This is a genomic window from Vibrio sp. V15_P4S5T153, assembly GCF_963874485.1.
GTDB classification, from domain to species: Bacteria; Pseudomonadota; Gammaproteobacteria; order Enterobacterales; family Vibrionaceae; genus Vibrio; species Vibrio anguillarum.
In genome coordinates this window covers 129,009-154,579 of sequence record NZ_CAWNHR010000011.1, presented here as the reverse complement: position 1 = coordinate 154,579, position 25,571 = coordinate 129,009, and the positions used below count along the sequence as shown (strand labels likewise).

Sequence of the window (25,571 nt, the reverse complement as noted above, 5' to 3'; positions counted from 1 at the left end):
ACTTTAAGAAATAAGGAGTTAGATTGTTAGCGGTTGTTGAGTGATGTGTGCAGGGTTCATTTCATTATTAAGCTGTAAAATCAATAAATTAGCTGCTTTTTCTCCCGCTTGAGCATAGCCAGGATCAATACTATAAATATTAGGGAAAAGAAAAGAGAGCAGCTCATTACCACCCACACCAGTGACGGCGATATCATCTCGGCCCAATTCTTGGAGACGTTTAATCACGCCAAGTGCCAGAGTGTCACTGGCGCACACGATAGCTTGAGTCTGATCATTCAGCACTTCATCAACCAGTTGGTAGGCACTTTCATGATGCAAACGTCCAGTGCGATAATTGGGAGTGCATCCACTTTGTTTGCACCAATCTAAGTACGAATCTAAACGTAATTTACCTGTCGTTTTATCGCTAGGATCGACCCCAATGTAGGAAATATGAACTCGATTTTTCGAAGTCAAATGAGCAAGCGCGCCTTGAATAACACCATAATTGTCATAGTTAATCGATGAGACTTTATCGGCATCCATCGCAATCACAACCGCTCGCGATGCCCATAGGTTGAGTTGTGTGATATCGAGATCGGTAAAACCAAATACAATTACACCATCCACATTACGCTTATGTAAAACCTCAAGGTGCTCGTTCGTTTTAGTGCGATCAAACTGGCTTTCCATAATCACCACATCGTACCCATTTTGATACAACACCTGTAGCATTCGCCCCACGGCACGGTTTTCAGACGGTGACTCAAGGCGTGAGATAATCACGCCAATCACTTTCTCACTGCCACCACGCATTAACTGAGCCGATTTCAGTGGCACATACCCAGAATCTTGGATAACGCGTTCCACTTTTGCTCGTGTTTCAGGCTTCACTTTTGGGTCGTTCGTCAATACACGAGAAACCGTCGATTTACCAACACCAGACAGTTTTGCAATATCCAAGATAGTCAGTTTTCTGCTCATGCGAACCTATAGCGTAAATAAAAATGGAAGATAGCATGCGCTTATCTTAAATGAATTATTGAGTGGTACAGCCTTGATAAGTCGTTGATCCCACTTCGAGCAAAGCCTCATCGCCTTTCGTATGTAAAAGCACGGTTTGAGGCTGAGTTTGCTCGCTATCGTCGATCACATACTTTGCGCCAGAGGCGGCTGGAATTTGTATTAATGTATATTCGCGATCGGCAATACGGAGAACGGCTGACTGTTGCTCAATATACGCAACATCAAAATGCTCACCAGAACGGCATTGATAATGCTGGAACAGGTTCTCACTTTCAACGCGCGAATCGTTCGCGTAATGTGGTGAGCATGCTGCTAAAAAACCAACACTGAATCCAACAAAAAGAAATGATTTATTCATATTGCCTTCCACAAAGGGGGGAATTTTTACGGTGCAAGAAAAGCAGGGACATCGCGAATACTATCAAGTACCACGGTGGCGAGTAATTCACCCTGCTCAGTAACTGGCTTACCCGTACGCACTAACACACGAGTACCAACACCTGCGGCTTGTGCAGCCATCATATCTTCAGCTTTATCGCCTATCATCACGGATTTTTCCATATCGATATCAAGAAAGTCCCGTGCGGAGATAAACATACCAGGCTTGGGTTTGCGGCAATCACACTCTTCTTTATACTTACCTTCACCGTGCTCAGCATGGTGCGGGCAGTAATAAATACCATCAAACTCGACACCGTGATCGGCAAAATTCCAGTCCATCCATTGCGTTAAAGATAAAAAGCGCTCTTCACTAAATTTCCCACGAGCGATACCTGATTGGTTGGTCACCAAAACCAGCAAATACCCCATGTCTTGAAACTTCTTAGTGGCTTCAAATACACCATCAATAAACTCAAAATCATGCTCATCATGAACATAGCCATGGTCAACGTTGATCACGCCATCGCGATCTAAAAACACTGCAGGTTTAGCCAAAATAACTCTCTCATATCACGCCAGATATGATGATTATTACACGCTTTATTTTTTTCATCACTACCTAATTCACCAAAGCGTTTAGACGTCTAGACGTAAAAATATCTATTGACTTAAATCAAGTTAAGCCATAGCATCGTCCAACAAGTGAGAGAGAGTTCAACATTTTATTCTGTTATCCCTGCACAGGTTTTCCGATGATTCAAATTAATCAAGTAAATAAAGTTTTCTATCAAGGCAATAAGGAAATTCATGCTTTGAAAGAGATTAATCTTCACATTAAGCAAGGCACTATTTTTGGTGTAATTGGCTCGTCAGGTGCAGGGAAAAGTACGCTGATTCGCTGTGTCAACATGCTAGAAGCTCCAACAACAGGTTCGGTTGTGGTTGATGGCGTTGATTTAACTCAACTGAGCAAATCAGAACTCAGCCAAGCTCGTCGCAACATTGGCATGATCTTTCAACACTTCAATTTGCTTTCATCACGTACGGTATTTGACAACGTTGCTCTGCCACTTGAACTGGCTGGTGTCGAAAAAAATAGCATTGAAAAGAAAGTGTCAGAGCTGCTGCAACTGGTCGGCCTGACGGATAAGCGCGAAACTTATCCTGCAAATCTGAGTGGTGGTCAAAAGCAACGTGTTGCAATAGCGCGAGCACTCGCCTCTGATCCCAAAGTATTGCTGTGTGACGAAGCCACCAGTGCGCTTGATCCTGCGACGACTCAATCGATTTTAGAGCTATTGAAAGAGATCAACCGCACACTCAATATCACCATTTTGCTAATTACTCACGAAATGGATGTGGTAAAAAGTATTTGCCACGAAGTGGCCATTATTGGCGACGGTGAACTGGTTGAAAAAGGCACAGTTGGCGAGATTTTTGCTCACCCTAAAACCGCCTTGGCCCATCAATTTATTCGCTCAACACTCGATTTATCAATTCCGGAAGATTACCAAGCTCGCCTGCAAGCCACTCGCGTAAAAGGTAGCTACCCACTGGTGCGATTAGAGTTTACAGGCGCAACGGTTGATGCTCCCTTGATGACACAAATTGCCCGTAAATTTAATATTGATGTCAGTATATTAAGTTCTGACCTTGATTACGCTGGTGGCGTTAAATTCGGCATGATGGTCGCTGAACTGTTTGGTAATGAGTCGGACGATACGGCTGCTCTTGAATTTCTTCGCGAAAACAACGTAAAAGTAGAGGTACTTGGTTATGTCCTTTAACACCATCACCGCTTGGTTAAACCTGAATGGCGATCTTCTACTGATAGCAACCTGGCAAACACTCTACATGGTCGCTGTCGCGGGCATCGTCGGTTTCGTGGTTGGTATTCCACTAGGGGTTATTTTACATACCACCAAAAAAGGCGGCCTTCTCGAAAACACTCAGCTGAACCGCATTCTTGGTGCCATCGTCAACATTGGTCGCTCTGTGCCATTTTTGGTGCTTATGGTGGCCATTATTCCGGTGACAAAACTGCTTGTCGGTACGTTTATTGGCACCACGGCGGCCATTGTGCCGCTGACGATTGGCGCAATTCCATTTGTCGCTCGTTTAATTGAAAGTGCATTGCTGGAAGTGCCCACTGGTTTGGTCGAAGCTGCGCAGTCAATGGGGGCTACGCCGATCCAAATTATTCGTAAAGTGTTGCTTCCTGAAGCGCTACCAACCATTGTCAACTCAGTCACCATCACTATGGTCACTCTAGTAAGTTACTCTGCCATGGCCGGAACCGTTGGCGGCGGTGGCTTGGGCGATGTCGCTATTCGTTACGGCTTTCATCGCTACGACTTAGGCATCATGACGGTCACCGTGGTGATGTTGATTGTCTTAGTACAAATTATTCAATCGATTGGCGATAAGTTTGTCCGCCGTGTCGACCACCGTTAAATCACAATAAAGTTAAAACACAGATTCGTTTTATAACAAGGAGTTAATCATGAAATTTAGCCTTAAAGCTCTACTTACCCTCGCCGTTAGCGCTTCAGCACTCGTGCTGGCAGGCTGTGGTGAAAAAGCGGTCGACAACAATAAAATCAAAGTGGGTGTCATTGCCGGTGCTGAAGCACAAGTTGCTGAAGTTGCAGCAAAAATTGCAAAAGAAAAATACAACCTAGATGTAGAACTCGTGACGTTTACCGACTATGTTACCCCTAATGCGGCACTGGATGATGGTTCGATTGATATCAATGCATTCCAACACAAGCCATACCTTGATCAACAGATCGCTGACCGCGGTTACAAATTAGCGATTGCAGGTAACACCTTTGTTTACCCGATTGCTGGCTATTCAAAACAAGTGAAATCGGTTGATGAGATTCAAGATGGCTCTCGTATTGCGGTACCTAACGATCCAACCAACCTTGGTCGCTCTTTACTGCTGCTAGAACAGCAAGGCCTTATTACTCTACGTGACGGAGCAGGCCTACTGGCAACGGTACGTGATGTGGTCGCCAACCCAAAAAACATCACTATTGTTGAGTTAGATGCCGCGCAACTGCCTCGTTCACTTGACGACGTTACGCTCTCTATCATCAACACGACCTACGCCAGCTCAATCAATCTAACGCCTGAAAAAGATGGTGTGTTCGTTGAAGATAAAGAGTCACCTTATGTCAATATCATTGTTTCTCGTGCAGAAAATCTGAATGCTGAAAACGTGACTAACTTTGTTAAAGCCTACCAAACAGAAGAAGTGTACCAAGCCGCTTCGAAAATTTTTGACGGTGGCGCAGTAAAAGGCTGGTAATTAATAAGCCTATTACCTGTGCAAAAAAGCCCATAAAAACAGAAAAGCCGATACGCGATGTATCGGCTTTTTCGTATCAACAACACGCACCTGTTTACTTAATATGATCCCAAGACATATTGGACACAATACGGCATGGGTCGCATTTAAAATGGAAAATGTCGTGCAGCGGTTCATCGAGTAGCCACTCTCCCCCACATTTCGGGCATTTTCTGGCTTGTTCGTCCGCTAGGCTCTGGCCGCCAACTCGATACTGATAGTAATAAGTAGGGACGTGGGTCAAAAACTCAATTCGTCCTCGTAAATCCCATCCTCTAATAAACAGCACACTGTCCACATCGCAAATCTCGTGCAGTGCAGCGTGTTCTGCTCGGCAACCACCCGCCATCTGAAGTTCATCACACGCCTGCCACTCTGTTTGCCATTTGATCACTGCTTTATGATCGCCATTTAAGGTCGCAGAATTACGATATAAAGGGATCGGCAGCAATGTGTCACCACTGCGCAGCGGAGAACAAGTGTGTACATAAGTGGTGTAAAGTATCTGCCAGCTAGGCAAAACATCATCAGCGGCTTGCTCGGAATTAAGATCGCGCCCCAACAAACGGGCTTTCGGAGCCAGCAAACTAGCCTCCGTCAAGCGACTCAGGCACACCCTAACAAAATCAGAATGATACTTAGGGTGTAAGCTTTCTTGCTCTGGGCAAACCACCCGCACAAAGAACTCGCCCTCTCCCATCACGATGGGGAATTCACGCCCAAGCACTTGACCGTTATAGCGTAAAGCATCCATTAGGCCATTAATCGCTTTATCTACCGCCGAGATAGTCGTGTTATCAAAACACTCAAACTGCAATTCAACCACGTACATCGTTACACCACAGGTTCTAAATTAGCGAAAAACTCGGCCACACTTTCGGCCAGCACGTCGCGTTTATCGGTACCTAAACGTTCTAAAATCACATGTCCAGAAAGGTTACAGATCGAAATTACATCCATCTCCGCATCGGTTGCACCAATAAACACGGTTGGTTTGAGTTTTAGTCGGCGCTGAGTCACCAAATGACCGAGGATATTTTCCTGCAAACGAACAAAATCATCCTCACTCCACACTTGCAATAGAGCGAGCTCGTTGCCTTGCCATTTAGCTGGCATGTCCGCACAAAACTGTACGCCATAAAAGGCTTTAATATCAGAATGTAGAGTCAATTCAATCGCTGCTTCTACGTTAGAAAAATCAGCTGCAACCGATCTGACGACGGGTTTCCACAGCACACGGTCTTGGTCGTTCATCACTGCGCAAGGGGAATCCAACTCAGCCAACTCATCATTACGAGGAGACTCGCCATGCTTTGTTTGGTAAGCGTCAAGATAACGTTGAGTAAATGAAAGTAAGGCTTGCTCGGCAGTTTGTGCCATGAAGTGCTCCAAAATTGATGAGTCGCTGCCTTGTGTGATGACAGCAACCCTAGGATTGCGTAAAATTCTGCTTATTCTAATCGAATTGACGTGAAAGTATGAGCAAATATTCCGATGCCAAAGCGCTGGCAGGGTTAACCCTTGGCAAAAAAACCGACTACGCCAAACAATACGATCCAAGCTTACTGCAACCTGTCCCTCGTAGCTTAAACCGTGATGATCTGCATTTGGGGGATAGCTTACCGTTTAAAGGCTGTGACATTTGGACTTTGTACGAGCTATCTTGGCTCAATGAAAAAGGGTTACCACAAGTGGCAATTGGCGAGGTTTCTATCCCTGCGACAAGTGCTAGTTTGATTGAATCTAAATCCTTTAAGCTCTACCTCAATAGCTATAACCAAAGCAAAATAGCCAGTTGGGATGAAGTAACGCAGCGCTTAACCAACGATTTATCGGCCTGTGCCGGCGCGCCAGTCAGTGTCACTCTCAACCCGGTGACCGATTACACTGGCCAAGCGATTGTAACTATGCAGGGTGAATGCATTGATGGACAAGATATTGAGATTGAAAGTTACCAATTTGATGCCAGCTTACTGAAAAGTGCCGCGCGTGGTGAGCAAGTCAATGAAACACTGCACAGCCATTTACTGAAATCGAACTGTTTAATCACCAATCAACCCGACTGGGGCAGCGTCGAAATTCATTATCAAGGTCAACAAATTGATCGAGAAGCACTGTTACGTTATCTCGTCTCATTTCGTGAACATAATGAGTTCCACGAACAGTGTGTAGAGCGCATCTTCACCGACATTATGCAATACTGCCAACCGACACAGTTAACGGTATACGCTCGATACACTCGCCGCGGCGGTTTGGATATCAACCCATTTCGCTCAACCGAACAAGAACGGCCAACACATAACCAACGTATGGCCCGTCAATAAGGATTAGCATTAGGATGATCAACGTGCGCTGGACACTTTTGCTCAGTTTAACTCTGGCTCTGTTTTCATTGGCTTCACAAGCCACTATCTACTCGTCGCCAATGTTAAATGAAGCCAATGGGTTGATTGATATCTCACCGAATCAAGCCAAAACCCTAGCCACTGAGTATCTGACTCAGCGCAAGTTGGCCGAAAAATCAGAAAAATCATCATCAGTGATGGCGCGCGATGAAAGCGACAGTCGGATTCGAACACCGGGCAGCAGCGTTGATGCGTTAAAGATTTTAGCCAAAGCAGAGTTCCAGTTGCACAATATGGATGCCGCACTGGCCGCGTTAAAACTTGCTGAAGAGCTCACGCAACACTATCAATTACCTTATTTAGCCACGGATGTACAAATACTCAAAACTCGCCTAATTTGGCTCAATAATAATGATGCAAGCGCCGCTCGGCAGGCGCTACGCGCGATCAGCATTCAATATGATGCCATCAAAAATGCGGATCAAGTGGCAAAAGGTCTCGATTATAAAATTACCCTGCTCAAAGCAGAAATTGCCTCAAAAGCCAATGATATCGAACTGGCCAATAAGCTTTTTGCTGACCTAAAGCCTTACATTGATTCGATCTCCTCACCGAAAACCGTGATTGAATATCAGATTGTTATTGGTCAACATTTTCTCATTCATGGCTTTTACAATCGTGCTTTATCTGAGTTGCTAGTTGCCTATTGGGGCGCGATTGAAAACAACTCAAGCGCCCTACTCGCTAAAACCAATACCTTACTGGCTCAGCTTTTTTTTGAAAGAAAAGTGCTCGATAAGGCTTTAGAGCATTTGTCTCAAGCCGCCGATTTTTATGACGGCTATAACAAGTCGCCAGCCTTGGCTGATGTATTGCAACGTATGGGCGATGTCTATTACCAGCAAGGTAAATACAATCTAGCGCTCGTTCACTACTTCAACGTGATCGATCACGAAACGAGCCGCAATGATCTGGAAAAAGTCATTGAAGTGCGTATTAGTTTGGCGGCGACCTACCTTAGTCTCTATAACTACCCATTAACTGACCAATATCTCACTCGCGCTGAAGACTTGCTTGAGCTGAAAGATTATCCTCGTTTAAAGGCACAGGCTTACTTACTGCATTCAGGATTAGCCTTTCACCAAAAGCAAGCCGATGTGGTCATCAGCAACGCTCAACACGCCTTAAGCGTTGCTAAAACGATGCAAGATGAAGAGATTGAAGAGCATGCCTATCGGTTACTGGCCTTGGGTTATGAGCAAAACGGTCAGTACGCACAGGCCTTAGAGAACATAAAACGCAGCAATGCACTATCGCAAATACGCCAAGAAAAACTCAATCAGATCAGTGAAGATGCTTTTCGTCAACAAAAAGAGTTTGTAGAACAAACCTTACATCTGGTCGGGCAAGAAAAAGCGCTGCTCAAAACTCAAGAAGAGTATAATAAGTTCAAAAAGATCGCCTTTATTCTGTTTATTATCTCCATTATTTTATTTTTACTGCTACTGCGTAGAGGCTACCTTATCCAGTTGCAAAATGAAGAAATCGATGAACTCAACAGCACGCTCTTTACCCATTCTCGCTCTCGCTTACGTAACCTGCGCATGCTCAATGCTAAGCTTCCTTCAGCGATGCAAAAAAGCAGCCGTCATTTTGAGCCGTGGTATATTGGTGAACTCATCCACGAGCCACTGAGTGATCGCCTCCGCTTTGTGATGATTGATATTCCCTTTCTGCGCAACATGTACTTAGAACATGGCTATTCAGCTGGCTTAGAATTGGAGCATCAATTTGGTCAGTTTTTAAAATCGAAAATCAAAGAACCGAATCGGATTTATCACTTTTCAGATTCCAATCTGCTCTATATCGAACCGAATGCCGATCGCAATACACCGCCTGAAATCGCATTCGATCAAATTCAGCAATGGATAGATGAATTTCAACCTGAACGTCGCTTAAACCGTACAATACGGATGGGCATCGCCGACTACCCATTTTTGCCAAGAGCTTATATGGCGATTAATGATAAAGAGCTGCTCGATATTCTGCTGATGGCAACCAACACGGCTCGTGAGCTAAGTATGAGAGAAGAAGCAAGCCATTGGGTCTACTTAAAAGCGATTGATAACGCTCCAGCCGCTAGTTTTGCCTCCAACAATATTCGCAAATCATGCAAGCACGCCATCAATCAAGGGTTGATAAAAGTGCATTCTTCTTATAAGAATGAGGAGAGCATCAAAAAACTCCTAAAAGATGGGTAATTACTCGGCATTCAATGTGTTAAAGCAGTGACGTGGGCAATTAATTTGTTATTATCGATAAATCAATTAATAGGATCCTAACGATCCTCGCAGTTTAGTTTAGTTGTACATGGGCGCTCTCGAACAGGATATTCAAACACAGTTACAGCAGCTGAAAACTCAGTTGGAACAGGTTCGTTTGACACACAGGGACACTTCGTTCAAATTTAAACGAGAACATACTGTCCTAAAACGGATCGTCGCATCATTAAGCTTGGCATGTCAGGGTAATGATCATCAGCTAAATATTAATTTATCGGATCTTCGTGAAGCTCTAGAGCAACAAAAAGATGTAAGCACGCTCATACCTCGCTTAGCCGTATTGGAGCGCATGTTGAAGCAACAAACTTTGGTTATGGAAAAAGAAAACTCTCATTTGGACTCTCAAATCAAACATTGTGGAGAAACATTACTTCGCGTTGCTGGCCTACCCGCCAAACTTAAGCGTGATTTGCGTGATCTGCTCAGTTTTTCAGAAGCTCAGCCTAAAGCCGAACAAGCGATTCAACTGCTTGGGATTTATGAACGTGCAATCAAAATAATAACAGCGAACCCGAACACGGCCATCAGCGAGCTGCATGTCGCGGATAGAGAGCTATTGACCAAGCTATCCGATGAACTGCAACACCTGATCACTGAATTGGATTTTGAAGGTGAATCAGGGGAACTACTGGTAGATATTCGTGCCAAGCTGTTGATTGGCGTATCGACATCAACGCTCTTAGAGTTGACGTTAGAGATTCTAAAACTGGTGATTGATGGCACCAACAGTGAGCGCAAAACATCTGAGAAGTTTTTAGAACAGGTCAACTCATCACTCACAAAACACATTAAAAGTAGCACTCACAACGCAGACCAAAGCCAGAGTTACTTTGAACATCGCCAAGAGATGAATGCTGAACTCGCCGCTTTGATTACCCAAAGCCAAACCCTAATCAAAGATTCTGTGGCGATTGACGATCTTAAGCTCTCCGTTTCACCTATATTATGCGAAATGGCGTCACTTTCTGAACGCTTAAGTCATGCAGAGCAACGCGAGCAGGCACTGATTGAACGCTTAAATTATGGCAAAAATCAAATGGAAGCTCTGTTTGAGCTCACTCAAGATTATCGCCGTCGATTGGAAGATCAGTCTCAGCGCTTGCTGCTTGATCCACTGACAAAAGTCTATAATCGCACGGCCTTTAATGACCACCTTGAGCTGGAATATCGGCGCTGGATAAGAGCTCAACACACTTTCCGAATCGTAATCTTTGATATTGATAAGTTCAAAACTATCAACGATAGCTTTGGCTATACGGCAGGTGATAAAGCCCTTAAAATTATTGCCCGCACCATATCCAAAGAAGCATCCGATACGGATACCGTGGCACGTTTCTCTGGTGAAGAATTTATTATTTTACTTCCCGATCAAGAAGATAATCACTGTTTCAAGGTGGTAAAAAACATTCAACGTCATGTATCGAGGCTCCCTTTCAAGTTCAGAGACAAGAGTATTACGATTACACTTTCAGCCGCGAGTACCTGTTTTAAAGACTCCGATACGCCAGAGGAAGTACTTGAACGTTTACGCCGCTCGTTACTAGAAGCCAAGAGTTTCGGCCCTAACCAAGTGGTTTGGAAATAAACACAAGTCCAGATCGGATGTAGACAAAAGAAACCCATTCAAATCGCGGCCTTAACTGGTCGCTATTTGAACAAAACCAAACTAAAGCGTGCTTAACATCACACTCTGCTTGCATAAACATTTCCTAACAATCGAGAAAAGAACTAGATTGATACTGTAATTTCAATCAGTTATGTCGTCCTATCGCACATCCGTCACTAAACGAACCATGACCTATACTCCATACTAAGCGAGTATATATAAAAACCAACTTTAGTCGTAGCGTGGACATTTTCCTTACTTCTCAACTAAGGAGGCCAGTATGATTACTCATATCAGCCCTACAGGCAGCATGGATCTGCTTTCTCAACTTGAAGTTGAGCGTCTAAAAAAGACCGCGTCGAGCGATCTATATCAACTGTATCGCAACTGCACTTTGGCGGTACTTAACTCTGGTAGCCATACGGATAACTCAAAAGAACTTCTTGAAAAATATAAATCTTTTGATGTCACTGTCATGCGCCGTGAACGCGGTATCAAGCTAGAGCTGACGAATCCACCAGAACATGCCTTTGTTGATGGGCAGATCATTAAAGGAATTCAAGAACATCTGTTTTCGGTCCTGCGCGATATCGTTTATGTCAACATGCATCTGGCGGATAATCAGCGCCTAAATCTTACCAATGCCATTCACATCACCAACTTAGTGTTTGGTATTTTGCGTAATGCCAGTGCCTTGGTTCCCGGTCTTGAACCTAACTTAGTGGTTTGTTGGGGTGGACACTCTATCAACCCTACTGAGTACCAATATACGCGGGAAGTGGGCCATGAACTGGGCTTGCGTGAACTGAACATTTGTACAGGCTGCGGACCAGGCGCTATGGAGGGGCCAATGAAAGGGGCCGCCATTGGACACGCTAAACAGCGCTATACCGCACAACGCTATCTTGGCTTAACCGAACCATCGATCATTGCCGCCGAGCCACCAAATCCGATTGTGAACGAATTGGTGATTATGCCGGATATTGAAAAACGCCTAGAAGCTTTTGTGCGAATGGCGCACGGCATCATTATTTTCCCCGGTGGAGCAGGAACAGCGGAAGAACTGCTGTACATTTTGGGTATCATGATGCACCCAGATAACGCAAGCCAACCAATGCCAATTGTACTGACTGGTCCAAAAGAGAGCGAAGCCTACTTCCGTTCAATCGACACATTCATTGCCGAAACATTAGGTGAAAAAGCACGCCAGCATTATCAAATCGTCATTGATGATCCAGAAAAAGCGGCGCGTATCATGAGCCAAGCGATGCCGCTGGTTCGTCAGCATCGTAAAGATAGTGGTGATGCTTATAGTTTCAACTGGTCCCTCAAAATCGAGCCTGAGTTCCAACTGCCTTTTGAACCGACTCACGACAGTATGGCCAACTTGGATTTACACCTAAACCAAAAACCAGAAGTACTCGCTGCTAACTTGCGTCGCGCCTTCTCTGGCATTGTCGCTGGTAATGTGAAAGCGGAAGGCATTCGAGAAATTGAACGTCACGGCCCATTCATCATTGATGGCGATGCCCAATTGATGAAAAAAATGGATCTATTACTAAAAGACTTCGTTGCACAACACCGAATGAAGCTGCCCGGCGGCAGTGCTTATGAACCTTGCTATAAAATTGCAACCAATAACCATTAACCATTAACCATTAACCATTAAAGGCAAAAATAACTTATGCCGGGGATGAGTGGCAATATTAAGTGAGATCATTACAATAAGGGCTTATTAAGCCCTTATTTTTTGGTCGTTATGTCTTTACACCTTGTCATCATTGATGCTTTGAATTTGATCCGTCGGGTGCACTCCGCACAACCCGATCCTAACGATATGGCAAGAACCATAGAGACAACCTCGCGCACCTTGCACCGTATCATCAATGAAGCTCAACCGACCCACATCATCGCCGTGTTTGATCATCACTTACAAGACCGGGGCTGGAGAGCACAACTTCTACCGACTTATAAGCAGAACCGGAAGCCGATGCCAGAAGCACTGCAACTTGGCTTAGACGCCATTCAGCAAGCATGGTGGGAATTAGGGATTGATTCACTGCTCTCGGAAGGTGATGAAGCCGATGATTTGGTGGCCACCTTAGCCACGAAAGTGGCAAGCCACGGTGAAAAAGTAACGATCATTTCAACCGATAAAGGCTACTGCCAACTGCTCTCTCCCACTTTACAAATTCGTGACTACTTTCAACATCGTTGGTTAGATCAACCCTTTATTGAACAGGAATTTGGCGTAAAGCCGAGCCAATTAACCGATTTTTGGGGATTAACGGGCATCAGTTCAAGCCAAGTTCCCGGCATTGCCGGCATTGGTCCAAAAGCAGCAAAAGAGATATTAACACAATTTCCCGACATAGAAGCGGCCTACGCCAGTGCTGATTTGGCCAAGAAATACCGTAAAAAATTTGATGAGCAGATCGATATGGCGCGAGTCTGCAAACACATTGCCACACTAAAGACCGATATAGAGCTCGGTTTTAACTTGCAAGACATTCGCTTTTCAGCGCAAGTATCCCATCCAGAATAGCAAAACGCTCCTAGAAAGGAGCGTTAAATTAACCTATTGGAGCATTAGTGCGGAGAGATGTTCGACAAGCATTGGACATGCACTGTGATCTCTTCACGATCATGATACAAATGCTTTGCCTGCATGCGGAACTTTACATCATTTTTAATCAGAAAAACTTTTAGGTTTTCAATATCTTGTAAAACTTCATCATAGCGCCCTTTCATTGGCAGCTTTAAGTTGAAGATGGCTTCTTTCGCCCAACCCTTGAGGATCCACTGCCCCATTAAATGCGCAACACGAGCTGGCTTTTCAATCATGTCACACACAATCCAAGTCACGTTCTTGCGTGGCGGCTCAAATTTAAAACCATCCTCGGCATGGTGTTTCACTTGTCCTGTGTCCATCAAACTTTCAGCCATTAGACCGTTGTCGATAGCATGAACAAACATCGAACGCTTCACCAGTTGGTAAGTCCAGCCCCCCGGGCATGCGCCCAAGTCTACCGCCCACATTCCCGGAGCCAAACGTTCATCCCACTCTTCACGAGGAATAAACACATGGAAAGCCTCTTCCAACTTCAGTGTGGAACGACTTGGCGCATCGGCTGGGAATTTCAAACGAGGAATACCCATGAAAAAAGGCGAGTTATTGTTGGTGTACGAATACCCGACGAAGCAGTGGCCGGGTTGAATAAAGCAGACATGTAGCACAGGTCTCTTCGCCGACTCTTTGTTAGACAGAATCCCCTTGCCACGTAACGCTTGACGCAATGGCACGGTAAACTTACGACAAAATTTGAGCAACTCTTTCGCTTCATTGGTATCTGGCGTTTCAATGCGAATGTCACCACAACGCGGAAAACCCTCAAGTTCGGCGAGTTCAGATAAGATAGGCGAAATACGATCATCTTTAGGTAAATCGCTAAATTCCGCCGCTACCGCAAACATCTGACGAGCAAAAATAAGCGATTGGAAATCGATCTCTTTAATCAGCTTATCAGCATCACCGGCCTGATAGCACTCAAACAAAACGTAACCCGTATTGTTTTTCAAACGAGGAAAACCAAAAACCTCTAGCTTAGTCGCTTTATCTTGGATCTCTCCGGCACACTCTTTTTCAAAGCCTGCACGACAATAGAGCATTACGTGTTTCACTGGTCCACCTCTTGAATATTAAGTGCTGCATAGCCAAACACTCCCCACCCTAGCATAAAGAACACGCCACCAAATGGCGTGATCGGGCCAAACCACTTGATGCCCGTGAGTGCTAAAGCGTAAAGACTGCCGCTAAAACAAAGGACGCCGATGATAAAGCAAATTGCCGCAATGAAAAAATATTTTTGTGCTTTCGATCCCAAACGACAACGCAGCAAAATACCACACGCTAATATGGCTAAAGCGTGAATCGATTGGTACTGCACTCCCGTTTCAAATACCGAAAGCAAGTAAGGGGTTAAATACGCTTTTAGGCCGTGCGCCGCAAAAGCTCCTAGAGCGACACCAACGCCCGCCATAAAAGCCGCGATAGTGAGCAATAACTTACTCTTCATCTAGCAATACCTCTTGTTCCCTTCTGGCTTTTTTGAGCATCCAATCACGGAAAGTGGCGATGCGCCCCATATCGGCCTGCTTCTCGTGACAGACCACATAGAAAGCATTTTTAGTCATCAGCACTTCGTCAAAAGGCGCAATCAAGCGACCCGCTTCCAGCTCTGGCTGAGCTAACACGTTATTCCCCAGTGCGATACCTTGCCCATGCGCCGCCGCTTGCAGCACCATGGTCGAATGGCTAAAGATGGGGCCGTGGTTGACATTCACCCCTTCAAGATCGTTCTCTTTGGCAAACTGTTTCCAATCTTTACGTGAAGTATCGTGTAGCAGAGTATGGCGTGTTAGATCGTCCAGTGTTTCTAAAGGCTTAGGGCCTAACAGCAGTGAAGGAGAACAAAGCGGGATCAAAAACTCTTGATACAACTTATCCGCGCGTAAACCAGGCCAGTTACCTCGCCCATAATAAATCGCCACATCCACATCATCGGTTAACGAACCTTCATCCATATCAACCGCTTTGATACGCACATCAATATCCGGCTCTTGCTGGTTAAAATCGGCCAGACGCGGCACGAGCCACTGAATCGCAAAACTCGGCGGTAAACTAATGGTTAATGCCCCTTTCTCACTGCGCTCTAGTACCTTATCGGTGGCTTCAGAGAGTGCGGTGAAGATATCTTTAATGTCGAGAAAGTAACTTTGCCCTTCTTCTGTCAATAGCAGAGAACGATTACGACGGCGAAATAGCTTTAACCCTAAAAATTCCTCTAACGCTTTGATTTGATGACTGACTGCGGCTTGTGTCACAAATAGCTCTTCCGCAGCGCGAGTAAAACTCAGCTGGCGAGCTGCCGCTTCAAACACTTTCAGCGAGTTTAATGGTGGCAATCTTCTGGACATAGGTACACTCAAAAATTAGATTAGTTTTTTTAATCTGAAACATTATAAATTGTCCATTGCCGAGCGGCTAGAGAAATTCTATATTTCACCCCGCAACAAGGCCTGAACGGCTTGATTCAGTTATGAATCAATTGGCTTTTGTTGCGATGTTGTGTTTGCAAACTCGTATTTCGAGTGAGGTAGAATTCTACCATCCTGTTTTGTGCAGTTATCCCCTGCACCAAAACATATACTTCCTGTATTTATTGTTTGACCTGTCTGTCAAATTCTTTAGCACCGCCCTTGGGCGGTGTTTTTTTATGTCTGTGATTAAGTCGGAGCCATAAAAAAACCGCTCACGAAAACGTGAGCGGTCGATTCTGTATCGAGATAACGATTAAGGTCGATATACCTTGATGTTGTTAAAGCCTTGCTCTTTCAAATACAGAGCTTGAAGCCGGCTCATCACACCGCGCGCACAATATAAGAGATATGTTTTCGATTGATCCAAATCGCCAAACTGAGTCGATAACTTGTAGAAAGGCAAATGTTTTACTTCCACACCTTCAATCAGCAGTGGCTTGTCATCTTCTTCATCTGGGCTACGAATATCAAGTACCACCGCATATTTTTCGATAGCGGTCACTTGTTCAACTTCAGGTGCTTGCTCTTGGCTCTCTTTCTCAATATCACGAATATCCATTTGACGAGCGTTGTAAACAACGTGCTCTAGGATTGAGAAATCAAACTTCGCCTCTTCGGCTTCTAATTTCGCTTTCACCGCTTTAACTGTTGGGCTTTTTGAAATAACCCCACAGTATTCTGGCATCGTTTTGGCGAAATCTTCTGTTCCAATCTCGCGCGCCACTTTAATAATCTCTTCTTTGTCCCAGTTGATGAGAGGACGTAAAATTAAAGTATCTGTCACACCATCAATATGACGAAGATTAGTTAGAGTTTGGCTCGAAACTTGACCCAACGCTTCTCCGGTCACTAAAGCTTCAATATTTAACTTATGAGCTATCATGCCTGCGGCGCGCATAAACATACGTTTTAGCACCACACCCATTTGGCCATCGTCTACTTTTTCTAAGATTTCAGCCACCACTGGCTCGAAATCGACCGAGATAAAACGCACTTTGGCTGAAGAACCGTATTTATTCCACAAATAATGGGCCACTTGCTTTACACCAATTTCATGCGCTGGGCCGCCTAAATTGAAGAAGCAATAATGCACTTTTGAGCCACGTTTGATGTGTAAATAGCTTGATACACCCGAGTCAAAACCACCAGAAATCAAACTCAATAAATCTTCTTGAGTGCCAAGAGGGAAACCACCTAAACCTTTATAACGGGCAATCACTTGATTGAGCAATTCATCGGCTATTTCAATGTTGATGGTAACGTCTGGGTTTTTTAGTTGAACTTTTGCACTCTCAACTGCTTGGTTTAAACCACCACCAACATAACGCTCAACATCGATTGAGGTAAAATCATGCTTTCCTCGACGCTTAGCACGCACGACAAAAGTTTTTCCTTCGATGTTATTACGGCTGAGCGCTAACACTTGCTCGTAAATGTCATGCATATCCTTAAACTCAGATTGCTGCACTTCGAGCACTTGCTGGATGCCAGGAGTATGAGTCAGAATTTCAAGGACTTCTTGATAGTATTGGTCACTTTGCGCAGCCACTTCAATGTGATCGCGACGGTTAAATACCGCGACCGACTCTGTTCTTCGTTTGATGATATTACGAATATTGGACTCTAAAATTTTTGTGAAGCGCTTGCGTACTGAGTCACTTTTAACAAAAATTTCCGGATGGGGCTTAACAATAAATTTCATAGTTCTATTCGCAATCTGATTGGGCAACGTGGTGAATCAATGGGTCGCATTCTGCTTGCTACTGATACACCGCTAAGGGCGCAGGATTATACACGAGGTGATAACCATAAAAAAGACGAGCCTTAGCGCTCGTCTATGTGTTTTTACATAATCCAACGTAACTTACTGAACGGATGGAACTTCATCACTGTACAGCGGTTCACCTTGCATGATACTGATTTCTACTCGGCGGTTGCGTGAACGTTCACTTTCCGTATCGTTAGAGCCGACTGGGTCGGTATCGGCCATACCACGCACCCTGAGTCGTTGATGAGAAAACCCACGAACCTTTTCCATCTCTTGCGCCACAGAAACCGCTCGTTGAGCCGAAAGATCCCAGTTTGAGCGATACAATTCAGAATCGACACTTTGATTGTCGGTATGGCCAGAAATACGCACAATGCCCGGCACATCTTTAACCAGATCGGCAATTTGACGAACCAATGGACGAAACTTAGGTTGTAGAAATGCAGAACCTTCGGGAAACGCACCTTTTTCACGAATACGGATCACCAATTGCTGACCTAAGTTTTCAACTTCAATAGCGCCTTGTTCGATTTCTCTTGCTAACGCTTTTTTGATGTCCTGTTCAACAATTTCCATCTCTTGCGACATAGATTCTGCTTGCTGTTGTTGCATTTCCGATTGAGTATTTTGGTTATTCTGCGTTGAAGTTTCAGGGGATTGCCCCCCCGTCAATTGACCTTCTTCACGCTGAACACCACCCGCTCGATCTGAATCCCCTTCTTGAAACTCAAGTGTCTGCTGCGTGATATCAATGGTTTGTTGCATGATGACATCAATCGGTGTCGGCTCGGGGCGGCCTGGGCGAAACTCTTGTGCAATGATGCTTGTCCCTTTAGGAATGTCTTTCACTTCCAAACGATTTTGCACACCAAAAGCAAACTTCATCGAGCCTGCTATCTGTTTAAACTTCAGTACGTCCATCTCGGAAAAAGAGAGCAGCAGTACGAAGAAACACATCAACAGCGACATTAAATCAGCAAAGGTTCCCATCCACAACGGCAAGCCGGGAGGTGGGCATTTACAACCTTCTTCATCATCCATTACAGGCTCCGTTATTCGCTATCAACATCTAAAACACGCTTGCCTTCATTGAGGTAGTTTTTCAGATAACTATCAATGACCCGTGGGTTTTGTCCATCCTGAATGGCCAGAACGCCATCCATGATTAAACGGCGGTTAAGCTTTTCTTGATCTCGGCGCAAAGCGAGTTTGTCTGCAATCGGGAAAAAAATCATGTTCGAGAGAACAGCGCCGTACAAGGTAGTTAATAAGGCAACGGCCATGGCAGGACCAATTGATTTAGGGTCATCCATGTTAGACAGCATGGCAACCAAGCCCACCAAAGTACCGATCATGCCCATCGCTGGCGCTACGTCACCAAAAGCACGAAATACGCCAGTTCCCTGTGAATGACGCTCATCAGTCAATACAATGTCTTTTTGCAACGCAGAACGCACCACGTCAGCATCATGGCCATCCACCAGCAAATCGATCCCCTTTTGCATGAAGCTATTGGTAATTTCCATCTCTTCTAATGCAAGAAAACCACCTTTCCGCGCCGCATCAGCCATTTCTACAATTTTCGCGATCAAATCTTCAGGTTCATCGGATTTGAACATAAATGCCTTACCTGCCACCTTGGCTGCACCGAAGAATTGTCCCATCGTGAACTTCATCAATACAACAAACATTGACCCACCCACTACGATCAAGATGGATGTGACGTCGAAGAACATCATTAGGCTTCCGCCTAAAATCATCGCCATAATAACGAAAGCGAGGCCTCCGATCAGGCCTATCAGCGTTGCTAAATCCACAAAGCACTCCTCATGCTGCTTACCCGCGATAATGAGTTTAAACTCGTTATCGGCAATAGATTCAAATCTTTAAGTAAATTATTGGATCATACCGAAATTCTCTCTATTCAGTTTATACCTAAACTGAGCAAAGATGCACTGTTGCCAGCACAATGATATGGCCAAGATTCTGAGTCACCGTTACTATTTCAGTAAATATCGGTCTGGTTGCTAAGTATCGTATTATTATTTTTATTATTTGTGATAGTGACAGTTCCAAAAGAGGGACTTTTCAGACAAAAATCGTTGGTTAAATTTGACCATCACTACGCCCTAAGGTAACTTTCGTGCATATTTACCAAGATAAAAAGATTATGGCGAGCAAGAAACCTGAAAATATGTCCTTCGAAGCGACAATCGAAGAACTTGATAGCTTAGTGGAACAGCTAGAAAATGGCGATTTAGCCTTAGATGATGCGCTAAAAAAATTCGAGCGCGGAATATCCCTTGCTCGTGCTGGACAAAGTAAGTTAAGTGAAGCGGAACAGCGAGTCAGTATTTTGCTCAGTGCGAGCGATGACGCGCCACTCTCTGACTTTACTGAACTACCTGAGTAATAGGCACGTATTACTGATACATACTTATTACTGACTCATATTTATCGATCTCATCGCTCGCTATGTGACATGAACCTGTCAATTAAGTCACAGGGAAACGGTCGATCGTAACCTAGTAGATACCACAACTTAGTAGAAAGAGTGCCCTATGATTGAGGCTCTGAGCTCCTATCAGCAAAGAAATATTGACCAATTAAACCTTTGGTTAGGCCGTTTACCGCACCAAAAACAACCGTTGATTGACGCGATGCGCTACGGTTTGTTACTTGGCGGCAAAAGAGCTCGACCTTATTTGGTGTATATCACAGGGCAAATGCTTGGTTGTACGCCAGATGAACTCGATACCCCAGCCTGCGCAATAGAATGTATTCATGCTTATTCATTGATCCACGATGACCTTCCCGCGATGGACGACGATGAATTGCGTCGCGGTAAAGCCACTTGTCACATCGAATTTGACGAAGCCATCGCGATTTTAGCGGGCGATGCCCTGCAAACACTGGCCTTTACTATTTTGGCAGAAGGTCAACTCGCCGAACATGCGCAAGTCAACCGCATTAAGATGGTCCAAATGTTGGCTCAAGCTTCCGGTGCTCAAGGTATGTGTATAGGGCAAGCGTTGGATCTGCAAGCCGAAAATCGTCTGGTCTCAGTGCAGGAATTAGAAGAGATCCATCGCAATAAAACGGGAGCCTTGATGCGTTGTGCAATCCGTTTAGGTGCGCTTGCGGCTGGTGAAAAAGGGCTGGCGGTACTACCACAATTGGATCGCTATGCCGATGCCGTTGGTCTCGCATTCCAAGTTCAAGATGATATTTTGGATATCGTTAGCGATACCGCGACATTAGGTAAACCTCAAGGCTCGGATCAACAACTCAATAAAAGTACCTACCCAGCGCTGCTAGGGTTACAAGGTGCTATTGATAAAGCACAAAGTCTGTTACAGGAAGCTCTTCAAGCCTTGGAAGCAATACCCTACAATACAGAATCACTCGAAGAGTTCGCCCGATACGTCGTCGAGCGCAAGAACTAAACTATAAGCGCGCAAAATTATGACTCTTGATATTTCAAAATACCCAACACTGGCTTTAGCAAATACACCCGATGAACTGCGCAGTCTGCCGAAAGAGGTTCTGCCAACGTTGTGTGATGAATTAAGAAACTACCTTCTTAATTCCGTCAGTCAGTCGAGTGGCCACCTTGCGTCAGGCTTAGGCACGGTTGAATTAACGGTTGCCCTACACTACGTCTATAACACCCCTTTTGATCAGCTGATTTGGGATGTAGGCCACCAAGCTTACCCGCACAAAATATTAACTGGTCGCCGCGAGAAAATGTCGACCATTCGTCAAAAAGACGGTCTTCACCCTTTTCCTTGGCGTGAAGAAAGTGAATATGACACGCTCTCTGTTGGTCACTCGTCCACCTCAATCAGTGCCGCCTTAGGGATGGCGATCAGTGCAGGTAAAGAAGGGAAAAATCGCAAAGTGGTGGGCGTGATTGGTGATGGTGCTATCACCGCAGGTATGGCCTTTGAAGCAATGAACCATGCTGGCGACGTTCATCCGGATATGTTAGTCGTGCTCAACGACAACGAAATGTCGATCTCTGAAAACGTCGGCGCACTGAATAACCATTTAGCGCAACTGCTTTCCGGTAGCCTTTATACCTCAATCCGTGAAGGGGGCAAAAAAGTGCTCTCTGGCATACCGCCTATCAAAGAGCTGGTACGCCGCACAGAAGAGCACTTGAAAGGCATGGTCGTACCCGGCACCTTGTTTGAAGAGCTTGGATTTAACTATATCGGCCCAGTCGATGGCCATGATGTGATTGAACTTATCAAGACATTACGCAACATGCGCGAGCTCAAAGGCCCGCAGTTTTTGCACATCATGACCAAAAAAGGCAAAGGTTATGAGCCCGCCGAAAAAGATCCGATTGGTTACCATGGCGTTCCTAAATTTGACCCGAGCCACACTAGCCTGCCAAAAAGCAGCAATGCTAAACCTACTTTTTCTAAAATCTTTGGCGATTTTTTATGCGATATGGCCGCGCAAGATCCAAAATTAATGGCGATTACACCCGCGATGCGCGAAGGCTCTGGCATGGTTCGCTTTTCAAAAGAGTTCCCACAACAATATTTTGATGTGGCGATTGCTGAGCAACATGCCGTCACCCTTGCGACAGGTATGGCGATTGCGGGAGATCATCCGATAGTGGCGATCTACTCAACCTTTTTACAACGGGGTTATGATCAGCTGATCCATGATGTTGCCATCATGAATTTACCAGTTATGTTTGCCATTGACCGCGCAGGGTTAGTCGGAGCTGATGGCCAAACTCACCAAGGTGCGTTTGATTTAAGCTTCATGCGCTGCATTCCCAACATGGTGATCATGGCACCCGCCGATGAAAATGAGTGCCGACAAATGCTCTATACTGGCCATAAACACACAGGGCCAAGCGCAGTGCGTTATCCTCGTGGCAATGGCATGGGAGTCGAAATTCAAACCCAATTTAGTGCGTTAGAGATTGGCAAAGGACGCATTATGCGCCAATGTGACACGGCTATCGCGAATGAAAAAATCGCGATCCTCAACTTTGGCACTTTCCTACCAAACGCGCTTGAAGCAGCCGATAAGCTAAATGCAACAGTGGCTGACATGCGATTTGTTAAGCCCCTTGATGAAACACTCATTCGCCAACTGGCTGCGCAACATGATGTGCTAGTGACCTTGGAAGAGAATGCGATTGCAGGTGGTGCGGGTGCTGGTGTCATTGAATTGATGATGAAAGAGAAAATCCTAAAACCGGTACTCAATCTAGGTTTGCCTGATCAATTCATCGCTCAAGGCACACAAGAAGAGCTGCATGCAGAATTAGGTTTAGATGCCAAAGGCATCGAGCGCTCCATTCAAGAGTATCTAGCGAAGTAGCTCATTTTTTTGTTCGCTGTCGGCTTTTATAAACTGAATGTCTTGATGAACCACATCACTTTCAGTTACATCCCAAGACTCAAAACCCTCGCATCGCGAGGGTTTTGTTTTTATATCGGCAGGCTCCACTCAAACTGAGTAAACAGCCGTTGCCATACCTCATCAAAACCAGCTTTAAGCACTAATGTTTGGCCAGTAAACGGATGAGTAAAACGTAATTCAGAGGCATGGAGCATCAGACGCTGCGCGTCATAATGATCGCGAAATAGGCGGTTGTGCTTACCATCACCATGAGTGGTATCACCAATAATTGGATGACTCAAATGGTGCATATGACGACGCAACTGATGTTTACGGCCCGTTTGCGGTTTCATTTCCACCAAACAGTAGCGGCTGGTTGGGAAACGCCCGGTTGAATACGGCACTTCTACTGTCGCTAATGGTTGATAAGCGGTGATCGCTTCTTGGGCTTCTTTATCTTGTTTGGCAAACTTATCGGCAATTTTATCTAGCTCGATTTTGAGTGGGTAATCAAGCACATCCCCTTGTTCAATCCAACCACGCACAATCGCATGGTACGTTTTTTCCATTTGATGGTTGGCAAACATCGGCATCATTTGCGCCGCCACTTCACTGGAGAGCGCAAACACAAGCACGCCAGAAGTTGGCCTATCTAATCGATGTAGGGGAAACACATGCTGGCCAATTTGATCGCGCAGCGTTTGCATCACAAATTGCGTTTCGTGTTTATCTAGCCATGAGCGATGCACCAGCATTCCTGCAGGTTTATTCACGGCGACCAAATCATCGTCCTGATACAGAATCTCTAACATGGTTGGCTTACCTCATCAATCAAACGTAGCAGCGCAATCACCTCAGCCAATTCCGCTTGATGTTGCCATGCCTCTTCAAAATAGGGAGTGAGCGAGAACCCTTGAGGAAGCTCTGTTTGCTGCTCAATTGCCAATAACATTTTGGGGATGAAAATCCACTGCAGCCACTGCTCCGGAGTGAGGGTATCGATGGAGAAAGGCTCTGTGCTCATCAATGCGCTTTCGCTTGGCGGCTGAGATTGCCAGCACTGAGAATTGCGTAACTGAGTTTCTAGTTGCTTCAACAGGTGGGTCAGTTTTGTGCTTACTGTCATTATTCACCAAGTTAATTTGCTAAGTGACCTTGAAAATGGGCTATAGAGTACCATTTATTGTTCAAAGAGAGTTATTGATCAAAAATAGTTATTCAAGAACACAAGTTAAGGCCACTTTATCCATGGATACCATTCATACGCTTAGCCAATTGCTCACCAATAGTGGTAGCCAATATCGGATCTTTGATTTAGGAAGACGCATCTGCCCGATTGAAAATACACACTTTTCTCAAGTAGAAAAAGGTCAACAACCGTATCCCTATCCATTGCAGCGTCATGCTCATCTTGCCATCGCGTATTGGAACCAAGCCCAACAACCTTGGATCTGGTTTCTTAAATTCTCTTTGGATGAACGCGGCCTACTCAAACAAGCTGAGATAGGTAACTTCATCAAGTTTGTACTTGAAGCGATGGGGTCACGTTTGCATCAAGACCTCAGCGATGAGCAGCAGCAAAAGCTTGCCAATAACCCTTATACCTTTAAACCGAGCGACGACAAAATGGCGGTATTCCACAGCCAAATACGCGCCCAGTTGAACCTACCATCAAGCCAATATTATGAGCATGCGCAACACTATTTTAGTGGGGATTTAGGCTGGGAAAACTGGCAGACGGTCGGCTTACAAGGCATTACTGATATTTGTGCTCGTTTAAGCAAAGAACAAAATAGCGTGTTATTAAGGAAAGCATTAAACCACCTACCAGCTCAGCCTTTGTATGCCCTGCTGGGTGCACTCGAACATAGTGCACCGTTGAATGATAAGTTGGCGCTGCGTTTGCAAGAGATGGCGATGTTGCACATCGAAAGCCACGAACCTGATCTGTTCTTACTCTCTGCTTTAATACGAGCCTTATCAGGTGCGGATAATGCACTCACCGCAACCTTGGTTGAACGTATTCTGCAAAGCCCACGCTTGAGCCATCAAGAGATATTAATTGCCATTGCAGGGCGCTCGTGGCATGTATTGTCTAACCCATCACTTGCCGAAACGTTTTTATTACGCTTGGCGCAAACAGGCAATCAAGCCCTCTTTAACCAGCTCTTTGCTGATTTAGTGATGCTGCCAGAACTGCGAATGGTACTGCTGCCACTGCTGCATTCTAGCCCTTCGATCGAATTAGCCGATGCCTTAATTCGCTTACAACAAACAACTAAAGCTCAATAACTGGAAT

25 protein-coding genes are annotated in these 25,571 nt (G+C 45.0%); 12 read left to right on the top strand and 13 right to left on the bottom strand.

The window, feature by feature from the left end; all coding sequences use genetic code 11:
• Window positions 1-18 precede the first annotated feature (18 nt).
• The 3 genes from treR to gmhB are packed head-to-tail and all read right to left on the bottom strand — an operon-like array spanning window position 19 to window position 1,944.
• Entirely contained in the window at window positions 19-966 is a 948-nt protein-coding gene (treR, locus tag AACT42_RS02610) for a trehalose operon repressor TreR (protein ID WP_094132051.1), read from the bottom strand.
• A 55-nt stretch (window positions 967-1,021) separates the two neighbouring features.
• Window positions 1,022-1,366 carry an MliC family protein gene (locus tag AACT42_RS02605; protein WP_017044208.1) on the bottom strand — a complete coding sequence of 115 codons (345 nt, stop codon included), beginning with the start codon at window positions 1,364-1,366 and terminating at the stop codon, window positions 1,022-1,024.
• A gap of 26 nt (window positions 1,367-1,392) precedes the next feature.
• On the bottom strand, window positions 1,393-1,944 hold the full coding sequence (gmhB, locus tag AACT42_RS02600; protein WP_013857382.1) for a D-glycero-beta-D-manno-heptose 1,7-bisphosphate 7-phosphatase: 552 nt from the start codon (window positions 1,942-1,944) through the stop codon (window positions 1,393-1,395).
• A gap of 197 nt (window positions 1,945-2,141) precedes the next feature.
• Between gmhB and metN the strand changes: the two genes are divergently transcribed.
• The 3 genes from metN to AACT42_RS02585 are packed head-to-tail and all read left to right on the top strand — an operon-like array spanning window position 2,142 to window position 4,702.
• Window positions 2,142-3,176: a methionine ABC transporter ATP-binding protein MetN gene (metN, locus tag AACT42_RS02595; RefSeq protein ID WP_013857383.1), complete on the top strand. Its 1,035-nt coding sequence runs from the start codon at window positions 2,142-2,144 to the stop codon at window positions 3,174-3,176.
• Complete coding sequence (locus AACT42_RS02590; protein ID WP_094132052.1) at window positions 3,166-3,843, top strand: methionine ABC transporter permease; 678 nt, start codon at window positions 3,166-3,168, stop codon at window positions 3,841-3,843. The genes metN and AACT42_RS02590 overlap by 11 nt, the downstream gene beginning before the upstream one ends.
• Before the next feature lie 49 nt (window positions 3,844-3,892).
• Entirely contained in the window at window positions 3,893-4,702 is an 810-nt protein-coding gene (locus AACT42_RS02585) for a MetQ/NlpA family lipoprotein (RefSeq protein ID WP_013857385.1), read from the top strand.
• Between the two features lie 94 nt (window positions 4,703-4,796).
• Here AACT42_RS02585 and AACT42_RS02580 read toward each other — a convergent pair whose 3' ends face one another.
• Both AACT42_RS02580 and syd read right to left on the bottom strand, forming a co-directional pair.
• The gene (locus AACT42_RS02580; protein ID WP_088728698.1) at window positions 4,797-5,573 is read right to left on the bottom strand and encodes a Zn-ribbon-containing protein; all 777 of its coding nucleotides are present in this window, start codon (window positions 5,571-5,573) and stop codon (window positions 4,797-4,799) included.
• A 2-nt stretch (window positions 5,574-5,575) separates the two neighbouring features.
• Window positions 5,576-6,121, bottom strand: coding sequence for a SecY-interacting protein (gene syd, locus AACT42_RS02575; RefSeq protein ID WP_176429088.1), 546 nt, complete (start codon window positions 6,119-6,121; stop codon window positions 5,576-5,578).
• A gap of 98 nt (window positions 6,122-6,219) precedes the next feature.
• Between syd and queF the strand changes: the two genes are divergently transcribed.
• The 5 genes from queF (at window position 6,220) to xni (ending at window position 13,579) form a co-directional block, all read left to right on the top strand.
• On the top strand, window positions 6,220-7,065 hold the full coding sequence (gene queF, locus AACT42_RS02570; protein ID WP_013857388.1) for an NADPH-dependent 7-cyano-7-deazaguanine reductase QueF: 846 nt from the start codon (window positions 6,220-6,222) through the stop codon (window positions 7,063-7,065).
• A 14-nt stretch (window positions 7,066-7,079) separates the two neighbouring features.
• Complete coding sequence (locus AACT42_RS02565) at window positions 7,080-9,347, top strand: tetratricopeptide repeat protein (protein ID WP_094132054.1); 2,268 nt, start codon at window positions 7,080-7,082, stop codon at window positions 9,345-9,347.
• Between the two features lie 109 nt (window positions 9,348-9,456).
• A complete protein-coding gene (locus tag AACT42_RS02560) occupies window positions 9,457-11,013 on the top strand; it encodes a GGDEF domain-containing protein (protein WP_017044199.1) in 1,557 nt (518 codons plus the stop codon).
• A 301-nt stretch (window positions 11,014-11,314) separates the two neighbouring features.
• A complete protein-coding gene (gene ppnN / locus AACT42_RS02555; RefSeq protein ID WP_017044198.1) occupies window positions 11,315-12,682 on the top strand; it encodes a nucleotide 5'-monophosphate nucleosidase PpnN in 1,368 nt (455 codons plus the stop codon).
• A gap of 111 nt (window positions 12,683-12,793) precedes the next feature.
• Window positions 12,794-13,579 (top strand): flap endonuclease Xni, encoded by a 786-nt coding sequence (gene xni / locus AACT42_RS02550; protein WP_026028115.1) that lies wholly within the window; start codon window positions 12,794-12,796, stop codon window positions 13,577-13,579.
• A 44-nt stretch (window positions 13,580-13,623) separates the two neighbouring features.
• Here the strand turns inward: xni and rlmM are convergent, their stop codons facing one another.
• From rlmM to pomA, 6 genes are all read right to left on the bottom strand, one after another.
• Complete coding sequence (gene rlmM / locus AACT42_RS02545) at window positions 13,624-14,715, bottom strand: 23S rRNA (cytidine(2498)-2'-O)-methyltransferase RlmM (RefSeq protein ID WP_017045575.1); 1,092 nt, start codon at window positions 14,713-14,715, stop codon at window positions 13,624-13,626.
• Window positions 14,712-15,110, bottom strand: coding sequence for a DUF423 domain-containing protein (locus AACT42_RS02540; protein ID WP_013857395.1), 399 nt, complete (start codon window positions 15,108-15,110; stop codon window positions 14,712-14,714). Before AACT42_RS02540 ends, rlmM begins: the two co-directional genes overlap by 4 nt.
• Window positions 15,100-16,011: a transcriptional regulator GcvA gene (locus AACT42_RS02535; protein WP_026027676.1), complete on the bottom strand. Its 912-nt coding sequence runs from the start codon at window positions 16,009-16,011 to the stop codon at window positions 15,100-15,102. Before AACT42_RS02535 ends, AACT42_RS02540 begins: the two co-directional genes overlap by 11 nt.
• A gap of 376 nt (window positions 16,012-16,387) precedes the next feature.
• The gene (thiI, locus tag AACT42_RS02530) at window positions 16,388-17,836 is read right to left on the bottom strand and encodes a tRNA uracil 4-sulfurtransferase ThiI (protein ID WP_094132055.1); all 1,449 of its coding nucleotides are present in this window, start codon (window positions 17,834-17,836) and stop codon (window positions 16,388-16,390) included.
• Window positions 17,837-17,998: 162 nt separating this feature from the next.
• A complete protein-coding gene (locus AACT42_RS02525) occupies window positions 17,999-18,943 on the bottom strand; it encodes a flagellar motor protein MotB (protein ID WP_017044193.1) in 945 nt (314 codons plus the stop codon).
• Window positions 18,944-18,954: 11 nt separating this feature from the next.
• Complete coding sequence (gene pomA, locus AACT42_RS02520) at window positions 18,955-19,719, bottom strand: flagellar motor protein PomA (RefSeq protein ID WP_013857399.1); 765 nt, start codon at window positions 19,717-19,719, stop codon at window positions 18,955-18,957.
• 353 nt (window positions 19,720-20,072) lie between these two features.
• On the opposite strand from pomA, the gene xseB reads away from it, so the two are divergent.
• From xseB to dxs, 3 genes are all read left to right on the top strand, one after another.
• Complete coding sequence (gene xseB, locus AACT42_RS02515; protein WP_010319093.1) at window positions 20,073-20,315, top strand: exodeoxyribonuclease VII small subunit; 243 nt, start codon at window positions 20,073-20,075, stop codon at window positions 20,313-20,315.
• A 148-nt stretch (window positions 20,316-20,463) separates the two neighbouring features.
• Entirely contained in the window at window positions 20,464-21,348 is an 885-nt protein-coding gene (gene ispA, locus AACT42_RS02510) for a (2E,6E)-farnesyl diphosphate synthase (protein WP_094132056.1), read from the top strand.
• Window positions 21,349-21,367: 19 nt separating this feature from the next.
• A complete protein-coding gene (gene dxs, locus AACT42_RS02505) occupies window positions 21,368-23,251 on the top strand; it encodes a 1-deoxy-D-xylulose-5-phosphate synthase (RefSeq protein ID WP_017049457.1) in 1,884 nt (627 codons plus the stop codon).
• A gap of 110 nt (window positions 23,252-23,361) precedes the next feature.
• Here the strand turns inward: dxs and truC are convergent, their stop codons facing one another.
• Window positions 23,362-24,084 carry a tRNA pseudouridine(65) synthase TruC gene (gene truC / locus AACT42_RS02500; RefSeq protein ID WP_094132057.1) on the bottom strand — a complete coding sequence of 241 codons (723 nt, stop codon included), beginning with the start codon at window positions 24,082-24,084 and terminating at the stop codon, window positions 23,362-23,364.
• The gene (locus AACT42_RS02495; protein ID WP_094132058.1) at window positions 24,078-24,398 is read right to left on the bottom strand and encodes a YqcC family protein; all 321 of its coding nucleotides are present in this window, start codon (window positions 24,396-24,398) and stop codon (window positions 24,078-24,080) included. The genes truC and AACT42_RS02495 overlap by 7 nt, the downstream gene beginning before the upstream one ends.
• 122 nt (window positions 24,399-24,520) lie before the next feature.
• On the opposite strand from AACT42_RS02495, the gene AACT42_RS02490 reads away from it, so the two are divergent.
• Window positions 24,521-25,564, top strand: coding sequence for a DUF3549 family protein (locus AACT42_RS02490; protein WP_094132063.1), 1,044 nt, complete (start codon window positions 24,521-24,523; stop codon window positions 25,562-25,564).
• Window positions 25,565-25,571 lie beyond the last annotated feature (7 nt).